10 protein-coding genes and 1 tRNA gene are annotated in these 16,730 nt (G+C 66.2%); 3 read left to right on the top strand and 8 right to left on the bottom strand.

Translation table 11 applies throughout. From position 1 onward, the window contains the following. Positions 1-288 precede the first annotated feature (288 nt). The 8 genes from AC1RRR_RS26025 to rfbD form a co-directional block, all read right to left on the bottom strand. Entirely contained in the window at positions 289-1,317 is a 1,029-nt protein-coding gene (locus tag AC1RRR_RS26025; protein WP_492817596.1) for a helix-turn-helix domain-containing protein, read from the bottom strand. A 173-nt stretch (positions 1,318-1,490) separates the two neighbouring features. Then, positions 1,491-2,501, bottom strand: coding sequence for an alpha/beta hydrolase (locus AC1RRR_RS26020; RefSeq protein ID WP_492817594.1), 1,011 nt, complete (start codon positions 2,499-2,501; stop codon positions 1,491-1,493). Positions 2,502-2,513: 12 nt separating this feature from the next. Then, a complete protein-coding gene (locus AC1RRR_RS26015; RefSeq protein WP_492817592.1) occupies positions 2,514-3,941 on the bottom strand; it encodes a glycoside hydrolase family 28 protein in 1,428 nt (475 codons plus the stop codon). A 26-nt stretch (positions 3,942-3,967) separates the two neighbouring features. Further along, positions 3,968-5,344: a glycoside hydrolase family 28 protein gene (locus tag AC1RRR_RS26010; protein WP_492817590.1), complete on the bottom strand. Its 1,377-nt coding sequence runs from the start codon at positions 5,342-5,344 to the stop codon at positions 3,968-3,970. Beyond that, entirely contained in the window at positions 5,341-7,425 is a 2,085-nt protein-coding gene (locus tag AC1RRR_RS26005; protein WP_492817588.1) for an alpha/beta hydrolase family protein, read from the bottom strand. The genes AC1RRR_RS26010 and AC1RRR_RS26005 overlap by 4 nt, the downstream gene beginning before the upstream one ends. A 53-nt stretch (positions 7,426-7,478) precedes the next feature. Continuing rightward, entirely contained in the window at positions 7,479-10,337 is a 2,859-nt protein-coding gene (locus AC1RRR_RS26000; protein WP_492817586.1) for a TonB-dependent receptor, read from the bottom strand. A 451-nt stretch (positions 10,338-10,788) separates the two neighbouring features. Next, positions 10,789-11,667, bottom strand: coding sequence for a glucose-1-phosphate thymidylyltransferase RfbA (gene rfbA, locus AC1RRR_RS25995; protein WP_492817584.1), 879 nt, complete (start codon positions 11,665-11,667; stop codon positions 10,789-10,791). Next, positions 11,664-12,569, bottom strand: a complete 906-nt coding sequence (gene rfbD, locus AC1RRR_RS25990) for a dTDP-4-dehydrorhamnose reductase (RefSeq protein ID WP_492817582.1) — start codon at positions 12,567-12,569, stop codon at positions 11,664-11,666. The genes rfbA and rfbD overlap by 4 nt, the downstream gene beginning before the upstream one ends. A gap of 285 nt (positions 12,570-12,854) precedes the next feature. Between rfbD and AC1RRR_RS25985 the strand changes: the two genes are divergently transcribed. From AC1RRR_RS25985 to AC1RRR_RS25975, 3 genes are all read left to right on the top strand, one after another. Then, positions 12,855-14,165, top strand: a complete 1,311-nt coding sequence (locus tag AC1RRR_RS25985) for a mannose-1-phosphate guanylyltransferase (RefSeq protein ID WP_492817580.1) — start codon at positions 12,855-12,857, stop codon at positions 14,163-14,165. 106 nt (positions 14,166-14,271) lie between these two features. Then, positions 14,272-14,345 (top strand) — tRNA-Cys (locus AC1RRR_RS25980). Between the two features lie 700 nt (positions 14,346-15,045). Continuing rightward, a partial coding sequence (locus AC1RRR_RS25975; RefSeq protein ID WP_492817578.1) for a DUF1800 domain-containing protein occupies positions 15,046-16,730 on the top strand: 1,685 nt, incomplete at its 3' end.

The following is a 16,730-nucleotide window of genomic DNA, read 5'->3' as shown; positions in this document are numbered from 1 at the left end:
GACTTCCCAGGCGTCCTTCTTTACTTCCCCGCCTGGTTCGACTCGCGCCGCCTCTCCTCCCGGAGGCGGCGCGTTTTGTTTGGCGCCTACCGTGAGATTCGAAGGGGATGGAGAGGGAGAGAAGGCCGGCAGCACTCAATGAACGCCGCCGGCTAGGTGCTCGTCGGTGGGGTGACGAGAGGGCGCGGACCCTACGTCGCCGAGGCCGCGTAAGGCAATCCCACTCTCTCTATGCGTGAAGCTTAACCATAAGAAGCTTCGCCATAGGCGCCTGTGACGCCGATCGGCCTAAAGGCCGCGCAGCCAGGTCCAGACATCGTCCGGCCGCTCCAGCGCCGAAAGCCCCTCCTGCCGCGCCGCCTCGCCCACACGGCGCAGACGCCCGGGCGTGACGCCGAACCGCCCGCGGAAGGCGCGGCTGAAGTGGGCGTCGGACCGGAAGCCATGGTGGTAAGCGATCTCGCCCAGCGTATGCTGCTCGGCGCGGTCGTGCAGGATGGCGTCGAAGGCCTGGTCCAGGCGCCGCCCCTGAATGAAGGCGCTGACGCCGCCCAGGGGCTCGAACACCTTGTAGAGCAGGCTGCGCGACACCCCCAGGCGCCGGCGGACGGCTTCGGGCGACAGCTCGACGTCGTCCAGGTTTTGCTCGATGAACTGGCGTCCCGAGGCCAGCAGCATCTTTTCGACCGGGCGATGCTCGCCATTGGCGGGCGCGGCGTGGGTGGCGATGGCGCCGGCGATCAGCGCCGCCGTGGCCTTGGCGCCGGCCTCCGCCTCGTCCGAGGTGATGTGGTCGAGCACGTCGGCCAGGGTCCGGATGTGCGTCCCCAGCAGACGTCCGCTGACGCTGTCGTCGGACAAGACCAGGCCGTGGAAATCCAGGCTGCCTTGTCCGTCCAGCAAGGCGCGTGGGACCATCACATACAGCGAACGATAGCTCCCGGTCGTCATCTCGTATGGCCGGGCCATATCGATCAGTCGGATCGGCCCCATGTGGCCGCCGGCGGCGCGGCCGTCATAGTCACCACGCCAGCCGCTGTCCTCCAGCTCGACCACCACCAGGACCGTGTCACCGCCATCGATCAGGATGTGCGACAGCTTGCGCTCGAACCGCTGCGGCACGCCCGAGCACTTGGCCAGGACGACCACACCCAGGTGATAGGCCTCGAGGCTGTTGAAGAAGGTCGCCTCGGGCGACTGCAGCGTGATGTCGAAAAGGTGCGCGCAGCCCTTGCGGTACTGCTCGAAAGCGTCGTCCTGGTCCTTGGCGTCCAGCAGCCAGACATCTCTACGCAAGGCGGAAGCGGACAAGGACATCTCTACGGACGGGACTCAGGACCAGCAGGCAATAAAACGTGGATTTCCGATCAATGACAGCCCCCTCCCTCTGAGCGACAACCGCGCTCAGCAGCGCGCTGAATGTCGGTGGGGCATGGCGCGCGACGCGAGTGGTCGTCGAACCCCGCCGGTTCGACGACCCGAACTCTCCCTCAGATGAACTTCAGACGACGCAGCCAGGCCTCGAAGGCGTCGGGCCAGCGCGAGGCCGGGTTATCGGCCGGCAGGCTGAAGCCGAAGCCGTGGCCGCCCTCCTGGTAGACATGCAGCTCAGCGGGGACCTCGGCGGTCTTCAGCGCCTGGAACAGGGTCAGGCTGTTGAGCACCGGCACGGTCCGGTCGTCCGCCGCATGGACGACGAAGGTCGGCGGCAGGCCCTTGCGGACGCGCTCGTTCAGCGGCTTGGCGGTCTCAGCGCTGACCGTGGCGATGCCCGGCCGCGCGGTGGCGGTCATGACGCCGTAACCGACCATGACGACGTCCGGTCGGGCCGACTGCTGGTCGGCGGCGTCGATAGGCTCATAGACCTTGGCGTCGTGGCGGGTCAGGGACGCGGCCGCCAGGTGCCCGCCGGCCGAGAAGCCCATGACGCCGATGCGGCTGGGGTCGACGCCCCAGGTCTTGGCGTTGGCTCGGATCAAGCGCACCGCCCGCTGCACGTCCTGTAGCGCCGCGTCATAACCATCCGCCCAGCCGTCGACGGGCAGGCGATAGTTCAACACGAAGCAGGTGATTCCGGCTTTCGACAGCCGGCGCGCGCCGCCCGCCCCTTCCTTGTCGACCGCCAGCCGCATGTAGCCGCCGCCCGGCAGGATCACCATGGCCGCGCCGTTCGGCTTCTCAGGCCGGAAAACCTCCAGGATCGGCCGCGAGACGTGCATCACCGCCCGGTCGTGGGCGGCGGGCGAGCCGCGTTCCAGCACCTGGCGCACAGCCGTGACGCCAGCCGAGCCGGGCACGCGCCCGACCGGCCAAAGCTCGACCACTTCCTTGGACAGCAGACCCGCTGGTTCCGGCGGCGCAGGGATGATCACCGGCGCGGCGGGCGTGCCGGTCAAGGTCGCGTCGGCCGGCTTCGCGGCCTGCGCCAAGGCGCGGCCAGCGACCAGGCTTAGCGCAAGAGCGCCCGTCAGCGCCCGCCGGTTCAGGTGGAGGTCTCGCATGATCGTCTCTCCCTAGTTGGGCCGGCCGCTGACCTGGCCGAAACGGTACGCCGGCTCGGTCGCCACCACGTCGGCCGGACGCGGCGTGGGATCCCCGGCCACCGCGCCTTCCAGGCCGCGTCCGGTGACGTTGTTGGTCGCCAGCTTCGGCCCTTCGGCGATCGTCACGTTGATCCCCTTCAGGTCAACGTTACGCAGGTTGGCCAGGCGGATGCCGCGCTTGGCCGTGCCGGTGATCCCGTTCAGCACGAAGCCGTCGACCGGCTTGTCGGGGTGGACGTTCACCGCCTCGACCAGCACCGGGACGTCGGTGACCTTGATGCGCTCGAAGACGATGTTGCGCACGGTCGGGATGCCGGCATTGCCCGGCACCGGGAACTGGTCCTGCTTGCCGCTGTCCAGGAAGTTCAGGCGCAGGAAGCCCTGCCCCGTGTTCGAGACCTCGAGGTCGCGCATGACGATGTCCTCGATGAACGCCCCGCGCCCCGGCCGGCTCTTGATGTAGATGGCGAAGGTGTAGGCCGACAGGCACTTGCACCGCTCGACCAGCACCCGGCGCACGCCGGCCGAGGTCTCGCTGCCGATGCCGATGCAGGCCCAGCGGCGGTCGCGGAACACGCAGTCCAGGATGGTCACGTCCTCGGTCGGCCGGGCGATCATGTTGCCCTCCAGGCCGCGACCGGACTTCAACGAGATGCAGTCATCGGCCACGTCGAAGTCGCAGCGCTCGATCAGCACCCGGCTGCACGAGTCCACGTCGATGCCGTCGGCGCCGCCGTGCACGATCACGTCGCGGAACACCACGTCCTCGCAATAGACCGGATGGATCGACCACATGTCGTTCTGCTCGGTGCGCAGGTCGGTGACGCGGAGGCCCTTCACCTCGACGAACTCTAGCAGCGCGGGGTGGCGATAGCCGGTGGCCGTCTCGATCCGCCGCTTGATCGCAGACGAAGCGACGATCTGGCCCTTGCCGGTCAGGGCGATGTCGTGGGCCTCCCGCGCCCAGACCAGGCCGATATAGCCTGGCACGAAGCGGCCCTCCCAGCGCACCTGCACCACCGGATAGTCGGCGAGATCCGGCGAGCCTTGCAGCGTCGCGCCGCTGTCGATGCGCAGCGTCGTGCGCGAGCCGATGCGAATGGCGCCGGTCAGGAAGGTCCCGCCGCTCAACACCACTTCACCACCGCCCAGCGTGGCGCAGCGGTCGAGGGCGGTCTGGATCGCGACCGTGTCCTTGGTCACGCCGTCGGCCTTGGCTCCGAAGTCGCGGGGATCCAACACCAGCGGGTTTTTCAGCTTGCGCGCCGGCAGCACCGGACGGGTCGGTGTCTTGGCCTTCGTAGCTTGAGCCTGAGCCGGCAGAGCGGCGGCAGCGGCGGCGAGGCCGATCCCACCGACGATCAGGCGACGGGTGGCGGAGACTGGGCTTTGGGTCATGGGCGTCTCTAACTCACTGAACTTGTTCATGCCGGCGGCGTGGCCGGCTGGCCATTGATGCGCACGTTCTCGAAGGTCAGGCCCTCGACGTGCTTGATGATGTCGGGCTGGGCGACGCCGTCGAACACGCAGTCCTTCAGCGTCACGCCGCGGATCGGCGCGGCGGGGAAGCCTTGCAGGTCCAGCGCGCGAGGGCTCTTGCCGCTGACCAGGCGCTCGACCACCAGGTTGCGGAACACCGGCGTGAAGGGCCCGTTCGCGCCCTCCTGGTAATTGTAGTCGACGGTGATCACCGCCTTGGCCACCTGGCCGACGGCGATGTCGCGGACGTGGATGTTCTCCAGCGTGCCGCCGCGCATGGCGTTGTTCTTGAAGCGGATGGCGATATCCAGGCGAGGGCTGTCCATCTTGCAGCGCTCGACAAAGACGTTGCGCACGCCGCCGGTGATCTCGCTACCCAGGGTGACGCCGCCGTGGCCGTCCTTCATCTCGCAGTCGCGGATGATGACGTTCTCGGTCGGCCGGTTCAGGCGACGGCCATCGGCGTTGCGGCCCGACTTGATGGCGATGCAGTCGTCGCCGGTGTCGAACACACACTTCTCGATCAGTACGTCGCGGCACGACTCCGGATCGCAGCCGTCGTTGTTGGGCCCGTGGCTGTGGATCTGCAGCCCACGGACGATGACGTTCTCGCAGGCGACCGGATGGATCTCCCACATCGGCGAGCCGACGATGGTCAGGCCCTCGATCAGCACGTTCCGGCAGCGATAAGGCTGGACGAACATCGGGCGGATCGTCGTGCCGGCCCCGAACACCCGCTGTTCGACCGGCACGCCGGTCTCGGCCATCTCGGTCAGGCGCTTGCGGTCATCGACCACGCCGGGCGGCTTGCGCTTGACCCAGTTCCACCAGTGGTCGGCGTCGGCCTGGCCGTCCAAGGTCCCCTCGCCGGTCAAGGCGATGTCGTGCTGGTCCAAGGCGTAGATGAACGGCGAATAGTTGATCAGTTCCACGCCCTCATGCCGGGTCAGCACGGCGGGCAGGTAGGCGGCCGGATCGCGCGAGAACTTCAGCGTCGCGCCCTTGGCCACGTGCAGCTCGGTGCGGCTCTTCAGATGGACCGCGCCGGTCAGCCAGACGCCGGTCGGGACCACCACGCGACCACCGCCGGCCTTGGCCGCAGCGGCGATCGCGGCGGCGATGGCCTTGGTGCAGTCGACCTTGCCGCCCGGCTTGGCGCCGAACTTGGTGATCGGGAAGTCGCGACGCGGGATCGTCGGCGGCCTGATGCGCGCCAGGATCGCGTCGGCTTCCTTCCAGGCGTCGTCGGCGGCGCGGGCCAGGCCGGGCGCGGCGGCCAGCACCGCGCCGGAGGCCAGGAGATGACGGCGAGAAACGTTCATGGCAGCACCAGCGGCTCGCGGCCGCCCCTCCAGGTCCACTTTACGCGCTCGCCCTGCCCCAGCTTGCGATCAGCGGCGCGGACATAGGCCAGTTCTTTGTCGAAGGCGGCCTGGGTCAGGGGCGTGCCAACGGCGTCGGTCGGATTGGCGAAGGTCACGGGACGCGGGGACGCCGCCAGGGCCAGGTCGCCCAGCTCGTAGCGGCGCAGCACACCCGGCGGCAGCACCTCGGGCAGCTCGCGCTGGATGGGCTGGTCCACGGCCATGCGGAAAGCGGTCAGGCTGTTGTCGGCATAGATCGCCGCGACCCGGTCATCGATCGCCCCCAGGTGCAGGGCCACCGGCCCCAGCGCGCCCAGGCCGTAGACGCTGATCGCCTTGGCGTCGACATCGGGCCGCGCCGCCAGCCAGTCCATGGCGTGGACGGCGTCGTCCAGGCGCACGCCCAGGGGCGACTTGTCGACCAGCAGCATGCGGGTGGCCAAGAGATTCCAGTCGCCCAGGACGCTGGCCTTCAGTTCCTCCGTCCCGCCCGCGCCGCGCGCGACCAGGGTCAGGACGACGTGGCCGGCCTTGGCCAGGCGCGCGGCCTCGGCCTTCACGGCTTGAGGATCCTTGGTCAGCAGCAGCACGGCGGGCTTGCGGCCTTCACCGTCGGGTTTGGTGAGGATCGCGTCGGCCCACTGCCCGTCACCGACCTTCAGCCGGATCGCACCGTTCGCGCCTTCCGACATCTCAGGCGGCGCACCGCCAGGCTGAGCCGTCGCGAAGGTCACCGCGCGGATGTCGGTCGCCAATCGCTGGCGCAGGGCCGCGACATCCGCCGTCGTGGCCACCACCGGCCGGGCCGCGATCACCGTCTTCAGCCGCTTGGCGTTCAGGCTCTGAATGGTCTCGCCGCCGATCGAGGTCGAGAGCTGGCCGGTGGGCGTGACCCACAGCTTCTCCGGCGCGAGGCGCGGCGGCGGCGTGAACGGCCGCTTGTCCGGCGCGTCCTTCAGCCAGCGGCTGAAGAAGGCGACGATGTCCGAGGCGATCGGCTGCAAGGCGCCGTGGCCGCCTGGGCCGTGGATGAAGCTCAGCCGATCTTCGGCGCCATACAGGGCGTAGACGCCCTGCGCTTCCTTGACCGCCTTCTTCGCCCCCTCGAACGGGAACATGTCCTCGGTGGTCGAGATCACCGCATAGGCGCGCGGCGCGGCCATCTCGACGAAGTCGGGAAGATCCAGGCCCGAGGCCAGGAAGCCGGGTATCGACTGCTCGCCGTCCTGCGGACCGACGGTCGACAGCAGGTGGTCGAAGTCGGTGACGAAACACGCCGTGCCGGTGGCCTTCACCCGGTCGTCCAGCGCCGACAAGAACGCCGTCAGCGTGCCGCCGCCCGAGCAGCCGAACGCGCCCAGGCGCTGGGCGTCGACGTCGGGCCGGGCGGCCAGATAGTCCAGGCCCCTGATGGCGTCCCAGATGAAGTAGCGCGAGACGTGGTCGCCGACCGGCGCGGTCTGCCAGGCGGCCAGGCTGTGCTCGCCCGTCGGCCGCCCCACCTTGGAGGCGCCCAGCTCGGGATCGTAGTGCTGCAGCCGCTCGCCCTCGGAGACGATGTCGTAGGCCAACACCATCATGCCGGCGCGAGCCAGGTTCACCGCGAAGTTTCGATTGCCGATCTTGCCGTCCAGGCCGTGACCGGGCGCGACGATGATGGCCGGGAACGGCCCCTTCCCCGCCGGGACATAGAGGTTGGCGGTGACGTGATAGCCCGGCAGGCTGTCATAGGTGACCTTCTCGACCTTGAAGCCATCCTCCTGGACGACGCCCCAGGTCTTGGCCGCCAGCGGCGTGCGCTCGGGCAGGCCGCCGATCAGCTTCAGGATGGTGGCGCGGTTGGCGGCCTTGCGGGCCTCGGCGTCCGCCTGAGATTTCAGTCCCGCGACCATCGCCTCGCGCGCCTTCAAGCGCTCGCGGGCGATGCCGTCGATATAGGCGGTGAGTTCCGCACGACCATTGGCCGGCGCGCTCTGGGCCAATACTGGCCCGGCGGAGAAAAGCAGCAGCGCGGCGGCCGCGCCATAAGCGGTCTTCATACTGGTCGCCCCAATGAAAAAGGGCGGCCGGCTCTCGCCGACCGCCCATTGGATCAGAAGCTGTAACGCACGCCGACGAAGTACTGGCGACCGCTCTGGAAGTAGTCGCTCAGCCGTTCGGCCGTGGAGTCGCTGTAGGTGATGTCCTTCTCGTTGGTCAAGTTCAGCCCCTCGACGCTGAAGGTGATCGCGTCGTTGATCCGGTACGAGGCCGAGAAGTCCACGAAGGTCGTCGGCTTACGCCCCGACACATCGACATTGTAGGAGGACGGCACCGCCGTCAGGTACTTGTCGCGGTGCGCCAGCGAAACGCGAGCCTGGATCGGCCCGTCCTCGTAGTAGAGCGTGCCGTTGTAAGCGTTCTTCGACAGGTTCAGCAGGTCGCGCGACACCGTCGCAGCGCCCGCCGTCGTGGTCAGGAAATAGTCGATCTTGGAGTCGACGAAGGTGTAGTTCAGCAGCACGCCAAAGTTCTTGAACTTCCAGGGCAGGAAGGTCAGGGGCTGCTGGTAGTTCAGCTCGATGCCCTTCAGCGGACCGCCGGGCGTGTTGATGACGTTCGAGATCGTGAACTGGTCGTCGACCGTCACGCCCGTCCCCTGCAGCAGGCTGGCCGGCAGGCCCGTCGTCGAGTACGGCGCCAGGGTGGTGATGTTCTGGATGTAGGTGCTGATGTCCTTGTAGAAGAACGCGGCCGACAGGATCGCCCCGCGCTTGGGATACCACTCCACCGCCACGTCGAAGGTCTTGGCGCGGTATGGCTCCAGCATCGGGTTGCCGGTCGTGACCGTGCGCGAGCCGCCGGCCACCGAGACGTTGGTGGCGGCCGACAGGCTGCCCAGGCCCGGACGCGACATCACCTTGGCCGCGCCGATGCGGACGATCAGGTCCTCACGCGGCTCGACCACCAGGTTCAGCGACGGCAGGGTGTCTTCGTAGCTGCGGCCCACCGTGGTCAACTGGAAGCCGGCTGGATCCACGCTGGTCGGCACCGTGGCGAAGAACGTCGAGCTCTGCTCCGTCTTTACGTAGCGCACGCCGACATCGCCGCGCACCGGCATGCCCAGCGCATCGAACTTGAAGGCCGCCATGACATAGGCGCCCTTGTCCTCTTCATTGACTCGACGATTGTCGCCGCGGGCGCTGGAGGTCGTGCTGGACAGGGCGAAGCGGCCGCTGTTGCTGAAGATGTCGTAGGCCTTGGCTATGGCGTCGCGGTTCGGGCTGGCCCAGCAGACGGGCGTGCCCGCCGGCAGGTTCAGACCCTGCAGGCCGCACCACTGCTCGGTCAGCGACTGCATGGTCGAGCCGGCCGGGATGGCCGGGATATTGCCCTCGCCCGCGGCCAGGCGCTGGCCCTGGCCGATGAAGGCGTACTTCTTCCAGTTCGCGCCGCCCTTGAGGGTCAGGTGGTCGTTCAGCTCATATTCGGTGTCGAACTGGGCGACCTTGTACTTGTTGTCGTTCCAGTTGGGGCGCAGCCGGATGTCCGGACCGGTCGGCCCCGTGCCACCGGCCACCGTCTGGGTCGGGCCGATGTACCAGGCGTTCGGGTCGGTGACGTCAAAGCCGTAGTTGATGGCCGGGAAGTACTGGCCGTTGGGCCGGAAATCGAACGAATAGTTGTCGCTATTCAGCCGGTCCATCTGGGCGATGTAATCCAGCGCATTGTCGAAATCGTTGGCCACATAGCCCAGCAGGCCCTTCACCGACCACTTGTCGGTCAGCTTGTGCTTGGCGTTCAGGGTCCACTGGGTGAACTCGGTATCGTACTTGTCGAGGTAGTTTTCCGAGCGCAGGTCGACGTTGTCGAACAGGCCGTAGACCATCGTGCCCTTGTCATCGAGGACCAGGTCGCGAACCACGATCTCGGGCTTGCCGCCCTGCGAGGCGGCGCGGCTGAAGCCGATGGCCTCCAGCTGACGCTCGTTCCGCGAGCCTTCGAACTTCGAATACAGCATGTCGAAGGTGATTTCGGTGCGGTCGGTCGGACGCCATTGCAGCGAGCCGGTCAGGCCCAGGCGCTTGGTCTCCAGCTCATATTGCTGATAGCGCAGGAAGCGCGGATAGCGGGTCGTCGCCAGGCTGGCCGTGGCCGTGTCGGTCGCATCGGCGCCAGCACACAGGGCCGGACGGGCCGAGACGCTGCACCAGCCGCCGTCGGCGTTGCCCTGGTTCCACAGACCCGTGCTGGCCCCGTTCTGCCGCGTGCCGCGCTCGGAATAGGCCACCGAGAACAGCGCCCCGAAGGTGTCGTCCTTGAAGGTGTTGCTGACCAGCAGCGCCATGCGCGGGTCATAGGACTTGGAGAGATCGTTCCAGCCCATCTTGGCCGAGCCGGCCATCTTGAAGCCGCGATAGTCGAACGGGTGGCCGGTGCGCAGGTCGACCGTCGCGCCCAGCGAGCCTTCCTCGACATCGGCCGACGGCGTCTTGCGCACGTCGATCTGGCTGAACAGCTCCGAGGCGAAGACGTTGAAGTCGAAGCCCCGGCCGCGGTTCGAGCCCGTGGTCGCCTGGGCCTCGACGCCGTTGATGCGCACGCGGGTGAATTCTTCGGATAGGCCACGGACCGACAGGTTGCGCCCTTCGCCGCCGTCGCGAGTGATGGCCACACCCGGCACGCGCTGGATGGCCTCGGCCAGGTTGTTGTCGGGGAACTTGGCGATGTCTTCGGCGACGATCGAGTCGACAGCGGCGGTGTTGGCCCGCTTCACCTCCAGCGCCTTCTCCAGGCTGCTGCGGAAGCCGGTGACGACCACGGCCTCGACCTCGGCCGGGTCGCTCTGCGGCGCGGGCGCGGTCTGGGCGACGGCGACCTGGCTCCACATCAGCGCCCCCGCCCCGGCGGCGGCCAGCAGGACCTTGCGACGCCCTCGGTTCGCCGACGCCATCCAGTTCAAGCAAGTCATTTGGTCTTCCCTCCCAAAGGGCGCCCGTCGTTCTTTTTGTGGTCGACGAACAGGCGCGGTGATCGATCCCGACGGGACCTTCAGGCCCTCCCGAGCGGAGCGCCGCGCCAAAGAGACGGGAGCCGGCGGAAACCGGCTCCCGAAGTCCACGGGGGACGTGGTTCCTTGACGATGAGGGTGGCGGAAGGCGCGAGCGGCGCGGCGACACGGCGCGCGAGGATGAACCTGGTCATCAGCTCCCCTTCCCCATTGATACCGGTGTCATGCAGCAACGCCACAGGCCCGATTTGTCCGCGCGCCGAAGTATCCCGGCGCGATCGAGACAAAGCTTCGGCAAAGCCGGATGGGTGTCAACGCGTTCATGCCAGCGCTGGCAAAAAATGGGCTAGCTGGAGCGCCTAGTCCCGAATTTTGGGACCAGGCTCAACTCTGAGCGGCAAGAACCGCTGATCTAGTGAGAAGAACGGTTCAGGACGTTGTTGCGCAGGTAAGCGCCGTAGGTGCTCTTCCCCAGCGCGTCGGCCAGCCCTTCGAGCTGCGCCGCGTCGATAAAGCCCTTCTGGAACGCGATCTCCTCGGGGCAGGCGATCTTGAAGCCTTGACGCTTTTCCAGCACCCGCACGAACTCGGCCGCCTCGACCAGACTGTCTGGCGTGCCGGTGTCCAGCCAAGCATAGCCCCGCCCCATGATCTCGACGGCCAGGTCGCCGCGCTCGAGATAGGCGCGATTGACGTCGGTGATCTCCAACTCCCCGCGCGCGGACGGCTTCAGGTTCTTGGCGATCTCGATGACGTCGGCGTCGTAGAAATAGAGACCGGTCACCGCCCAGTTGGACTTCGGCGACTTCGGCTTCTCCTCGATCGACACCGCCTTCATGCCCCGGTCGAACTCGACCACGCCGTACCGCTCGGGGTCGTTGACGTGATAGGCGAACACGGTCGCCCCGCCCTCGCGCTTCATCGCGTTGGTGAACAGGCTCGTGATGCCGTGGCCGTAATAGATGTTGTCGCCCAGGATCAGCGCCGACGGGCTGTTACCCACGAACTCCGCGCCGATGATGTAGGCCTGGGCCAGGCCGTCCGGACTGGGCTGGACCGCGTACTGGATCTCCATGCCCCACTGCGAGCCGTCGCCCAGCAGCGCCTGGAAGCTCGGCACATCGCGCGGCGTCGAGATGATCAGCACCTCGCGGATGCCAGCCAGCATCAGGGTCGACAGCGGATAGTAGATCATCGGCTTGTCGTAGACCGGCATCAGCTGCTTGGACGTCACCAAGGTCATGGGATGCAGGCGCGTGCCGGAGCCGCCGGCCAGGATGATGCCCTTCATGCGCGGGCTCCTTGAGAGTTCAGTTCGGTGATGATGTCGGCCACGGCGAGGCGCCAGGCGCGGGGCTGAATGCCGTAGTCGGCGGTGAGCTTGGCTGTCGACAGGCGCGAGTTCTTCGGCCTGCGCGCCGGCGTGGGATACTGCTCGGACGGAATGCCCTCGACCTCGGCGGACGGACCGCCGGCCTCCGCGCTGAGGCGGAACACCTCCCGCGCCAGGTCGGCCCAGCTGGCCTCGCCCGCATTGACGAAGTGATAGACGCCGGTCGGCGCCGCTTCATCGGCGATCATGCGCAGCGCGATGACCTTCAGCGCCTCCGCGATATCGGTCGCCGAGGTCGGGCAGCCATACTGGTCGTCGACCACGCGCACTGCCGGCCGATCGGCCGCCAGCCGCAGCATGGTCTTCAAAAAATTGGCGCGATGGGCGCTCAGCACCCAGGCCGTGCGCAGCACGACCGAGCGCGGATTGCCCAGCCGAACGGCCATCTCGCCCGCCAGTTTGGACGCGCCATAGACGCCGATCGGCGCGACCGGGTCGCTCTCGACATAGGGCTGCGTCTTGTCGCCGTCGAACACATAGTCTGTGGAGACCTGGATCAGTGGTATCCCGCGCTCGCGCGTGGCGTCGGCCAGCAAGGCCGGCCCGCCAGCATTGGCGGCGAAGGCCCCGGCGACCTCGGCCTCGGCCTTGTCGACGGCGGTCCAGGCGGCGCTGTTGATCACCGCCGCGAAAGGGACCTGGTCGAAAAGCGCGTGGATCGACGCCGCGCTGGTCAGATCCAGCTGATCGCGCGTGGGCGCGTGAAGGACGACATCGGCCGGCCAGGTCGCGCGCTGAAGTTCAAGGCCGACTTGGCCGGCCCCGCCGGTGATCAGAATATGGATTGGCTGCAAACTCATTATTTCTCTGGAAAGGCGGCGCTCAGCGCCATCGCGGACCTTCTATGGTGTGAAGGATTTCCGCAGCCTCTCCTCATCGTCCTATTCTTGGCATGCCCCAGCCAAGGTCCGGCATAGCGCAAGATTCAACGCTTTCCCAGATCGTCTTGCTCACGGACTCAGCGGGAAGATGCCCGCGCCGACGCCAAGCAGACGAAAACTCTTCGTTTCGTCACGCATTGCCTTTAAGCCGCTTCGCAATAACGCCCTATCAGGGGCAAAGACTAAAACGTGGTGGGGTTTATCTTGGCATCGATCTATCCGGTGATCCTGTGCGGTGGCTCAGGCACGCGTCTCTGGCCGGCTTCACGCAGCGACCAGCCCAAGCAATTTTTGAAGCTCGTCGGCGAACGCTCGTCCTTCCAGGAGACCGTCCTGCGGGTGAAGGACATCCCCGGCGTCGCCGAGACCGTCATCGTCACCGGCGCGGCCATGGTCGACTTCGTCGTCCAGCAGACCGCTGAGATCGAGACCTGGGTCACCATCTTGGTCGAGCCCGAGGCCCGCGACAGCGCCCCGGCCGTCGCCGCCGCGGCCGCTTACGTCGAGCGTCAGGATCCGGACGGCGTCGTCCTGATGCTGGCCGCCGATCACCACATCGCAGAGCCCGAGATCTTCGGCCAGGCTGCGGTGACCGCCGCCAAGGCCGCCGAGAGCGACCTGATCGTCACCTTCGGCGTGCAGCCGACCTCGCCCGCCACGGGCTTTGGCTATATCCGCCCAGGCGACGCGCTGCTGGACGGCTCGGTCAACGCCGTCGCCGCCTTCGTCGAGAAGCCCGACCGCGAGACCGCCGAGCGCTATCTGCTGGAAGGCTATCTCTGGAACAGCGGCAACTTCGCCTTCAAGGCCAGCACGCTGCTGGGCGAGTTCGAAGCCTTCGAACCCTCGGTCGCCGCCGCCGCCAAGGCCTGCGCCGCCGCGCTCGAACTCGAAGCCGGCATCGGCCGTATTGACCGCCAGACCTTCGCCCGAGCCAAGAAAATCTCGCTCGACTACGCGGTGATGGAACACACCAAGAAGGCCGCCGTCGTGCCCGCCGCCTTCGCCTGGTCGGACCTGGGCGCCTGGGACGCTATCTGGGAGGCCTCGGTCCGCGACCACGCCGGCAACGCCCAGGACGGTGACGTCGACCTGCATCAAGCTTCCAACGTCCTGGTGCGCACCACCGGCCCCTATGTCGGCGTCATCGGCGTCAGCGATATCGTGGTGGTGGCCGAGCCCGACGCCATCCTCGTCTGCCACCGCAAGGACAGCCAGGCCGTGAAGATCCTGGTCGACGGCCTGAAGGCCAAGGGCCGCTCGATCGCTTCGCGCAAGAGCGTCCAGCCGAGCGGAAGCGAGACCCTGGTCTCGACCGTCGGCTTCGACGTCGCCCTGCATCGTGCCCCCGCCGGCGAGACGATCGCCCTCCCCGCCTCCACCGTGCAGCTTCTGGAAGGCGTGCTCGAGATGGACGGCGACGTCTATGCCGCCGGCGCCATCATCCCGCTGGAAGCCCAGGTCCGCGCCCGAGCCATCGGCGCGGCCACGCTCCTGGTGACGACCCAGCGCTAGCGGAACGAAACTCAGCCCCCAGCTTGATTTTGCCAGTTGCGGGGCTGGGGCGCCTCCTGTATCGAACGCCCTCCCCCGCCGACGTGATTTGCGTCGACACCCGGATGGCCCGGTGGCGGAGTGGTGACGCAGCGGACTGCAAATCCGTGCACCCCGGTTCGATTCCGGGCCGGGCCTCCATTATTTTTCAAGCACTTATCTCCTTTGACGATCGACCAGTTTGCAGGTCGTTTCATTTCCGGTCCGCACTCTGCGGGAAGGGTCCTTCGCCAAGCGTTGGAGAATGAGGTCGGATCCGTAGATTTCTACCTCTCCAAGGAGGGGTGGATTCTTCGATCATCGAACCTGACACATGGCGCGAGAAGGTTTCAGTGCGTGCACGAGGTTATCGGACACGATCCGCGAGCACGGCTTTTCGGAAGTGGCTTCCTTAGGGTCGAGGCAGAGGGCTTCGGATCAGAGATCCTGCAGGACGCTGAAGCAATCCTCCCGCGCGTTAGCGTCGCCGTGGATTGTAGCCCCGAACGAGGCGGTGAAAGCCCCTTCGAGCCGCGCGAAGCGATCCTTCGTCGCTCCGGCTTTCGGACTTGGCGACAAGAAGTTCCTAGGCAGATTCCGATGCCGTTTTGCATCAACGAGCGCCCTTAGCCCTCCGCACCACCACCCCACGGCCCAAGCCCCCGCGGACGAAATCGAATTGTTAATTATATTAAATATTATGTAAAACTCATTACTAATAAAAACTACCCGTAACGCAAATATTCAAGAAATTAAACTTTGTTAAATGCGATCACCTGTCGCATTCTCTTGCCAGATACAGATGATATTGCCTCCTGACAGGCGGCAGAACTCATCTCGCCGGCAGGCCAGAGTTTTTGTGATGCGTATTCAATACATCGGCTCCGCGATGGCACTCAGCCTCGCCGCATTCGTATCCACCCCCGGAGGCGGCGCGAGCCTAGTAGGAGAACACGCCGAAAGCGCCATCGCCCCCATTGCCCGCGGCGTCGCCGTGGCTTCGGAAGGCGATATTCAGGCCGATGAAGCCGCGCGCCTAGCCAAACAGGCGACTTTTGGCCCGACGCCAGAGCTGATCAATTCGATTGTCGCCAAGAAGTCCGCAGCGGCATGGCTGGAGGAACAGTTCGCCCTATCGACAAGCAGCTACTCCGATCTCGCCGCCAAGACCGTCCCCGGCAGTTATTGCGAGAAAAGCAGCGATCTCGTCACTTGTACGCGCGAAAACTTCTCAGCCACGCCTATGCAGCTTCGCTTCTACGTGAACGCCGTGAGCGGTCGCGATCAACTCCGGCAACGCGTCGCCTTCGCCCTGTCACAGATTGTCGTTGCATCTGAGGCAAGCGTTCACAATTCCGCCGGCCTAGCGACGTTCCAACAAATCTTGCTGTCGAACGCTTTCGGAAATTACCGCGACATCCTCAAAGAAGTCACCCTCAATCCATACATGGGTGACTACTTGGATATGGCCAACAGCGTCAAAGGTCAGCCCAACGAGAACTACCCTCGTGAATTGATGCAGCTATTCACCGTCGGCCCCATCCTGCTGAATCCTGATGGAACGAGCCAAGTCGACAATACAGGCGCGACGATCGCCACCTACAGCAATACCGATGTGAAGGAGATTGCCCGCGCACTCACCGGCTGGACGCACGCGCGTTTTGGCGGTGTCGCGCTGACCGATACGAACAATCTGGATTGGTCAAATCCGATGGTTCAATATCCTTCCCGTTTCGACACTGGCGCCAAGACCTTCCTGGGCAAGACTGTCCCGGCCAACGCCACCCAGGACGCCAATATCGACGCCGTGGTCGACACCCTGTTCAATCACCCCAACACCGCGCCCTACATCAGCAAGCGCCTGATCCAGCAGCTGACCCTGGCCAACCCGACCCCGGCCTATATCGAGCGCGTGGCGGCGGTCTTCGCCAATAACGGCGCGGGCGTGCGCGGCGACATGAAGGCCGTGGTCCGGGCCATCTATCTGGACAGCGAAGCGCGCACCGTCTCGCAGTTGCCGGGCAAGGTGAAGGAGCCGGTGCTGTTGGCGACCTCGCTGGCTCGCGCCATCGGCTTCACGACCGACGGCTATGCGCTTGTCACACGCGACACCTTGGGACAGACCCCGTTCCGCGCGCCATCGGTTTTCGGGTTCTATTCGTACGACTTCCCGTTGCCGCAAGGGGCGGGGCTAGTCAGCCCCGTCGGCAAGCTGATGACCACCTCCACAGTCGCAGCGCGTCATAATTTGATTTTCGATTGGACCGTCAGCGGCGACGAGACGCGGGCGGAGTTCAAGTCGGTTCGCGGGGCAGGCACGGTTCCGAACTGGACGTCGTGGGAAGCCTATGGCGCGGACGACGGCAAGATCATCGACCGGATCAATCTGGTGATGCTGAATGGCACGATGACCTCGGCTCAGCGCCAGTCGATCCTGACCGCCATGGCCGCCGTCAAGAACAGCAATGCGGCCCTGCAGACCCGCAAGCGCGCCCAGGTGGCCCTGTATATCGCCGCCTCCTCGCCCCTCTTCCAAGTCGATCGGTA

The organism is Caulobacter sp. GW821-FHT12D05 (genome assembly GCF_058807295.1).
The sequence above is the reverse complement of the archived record's forward strand: the minus strand, read 5'-3'. Positions and strand labels throughout refer to the sequence as shown.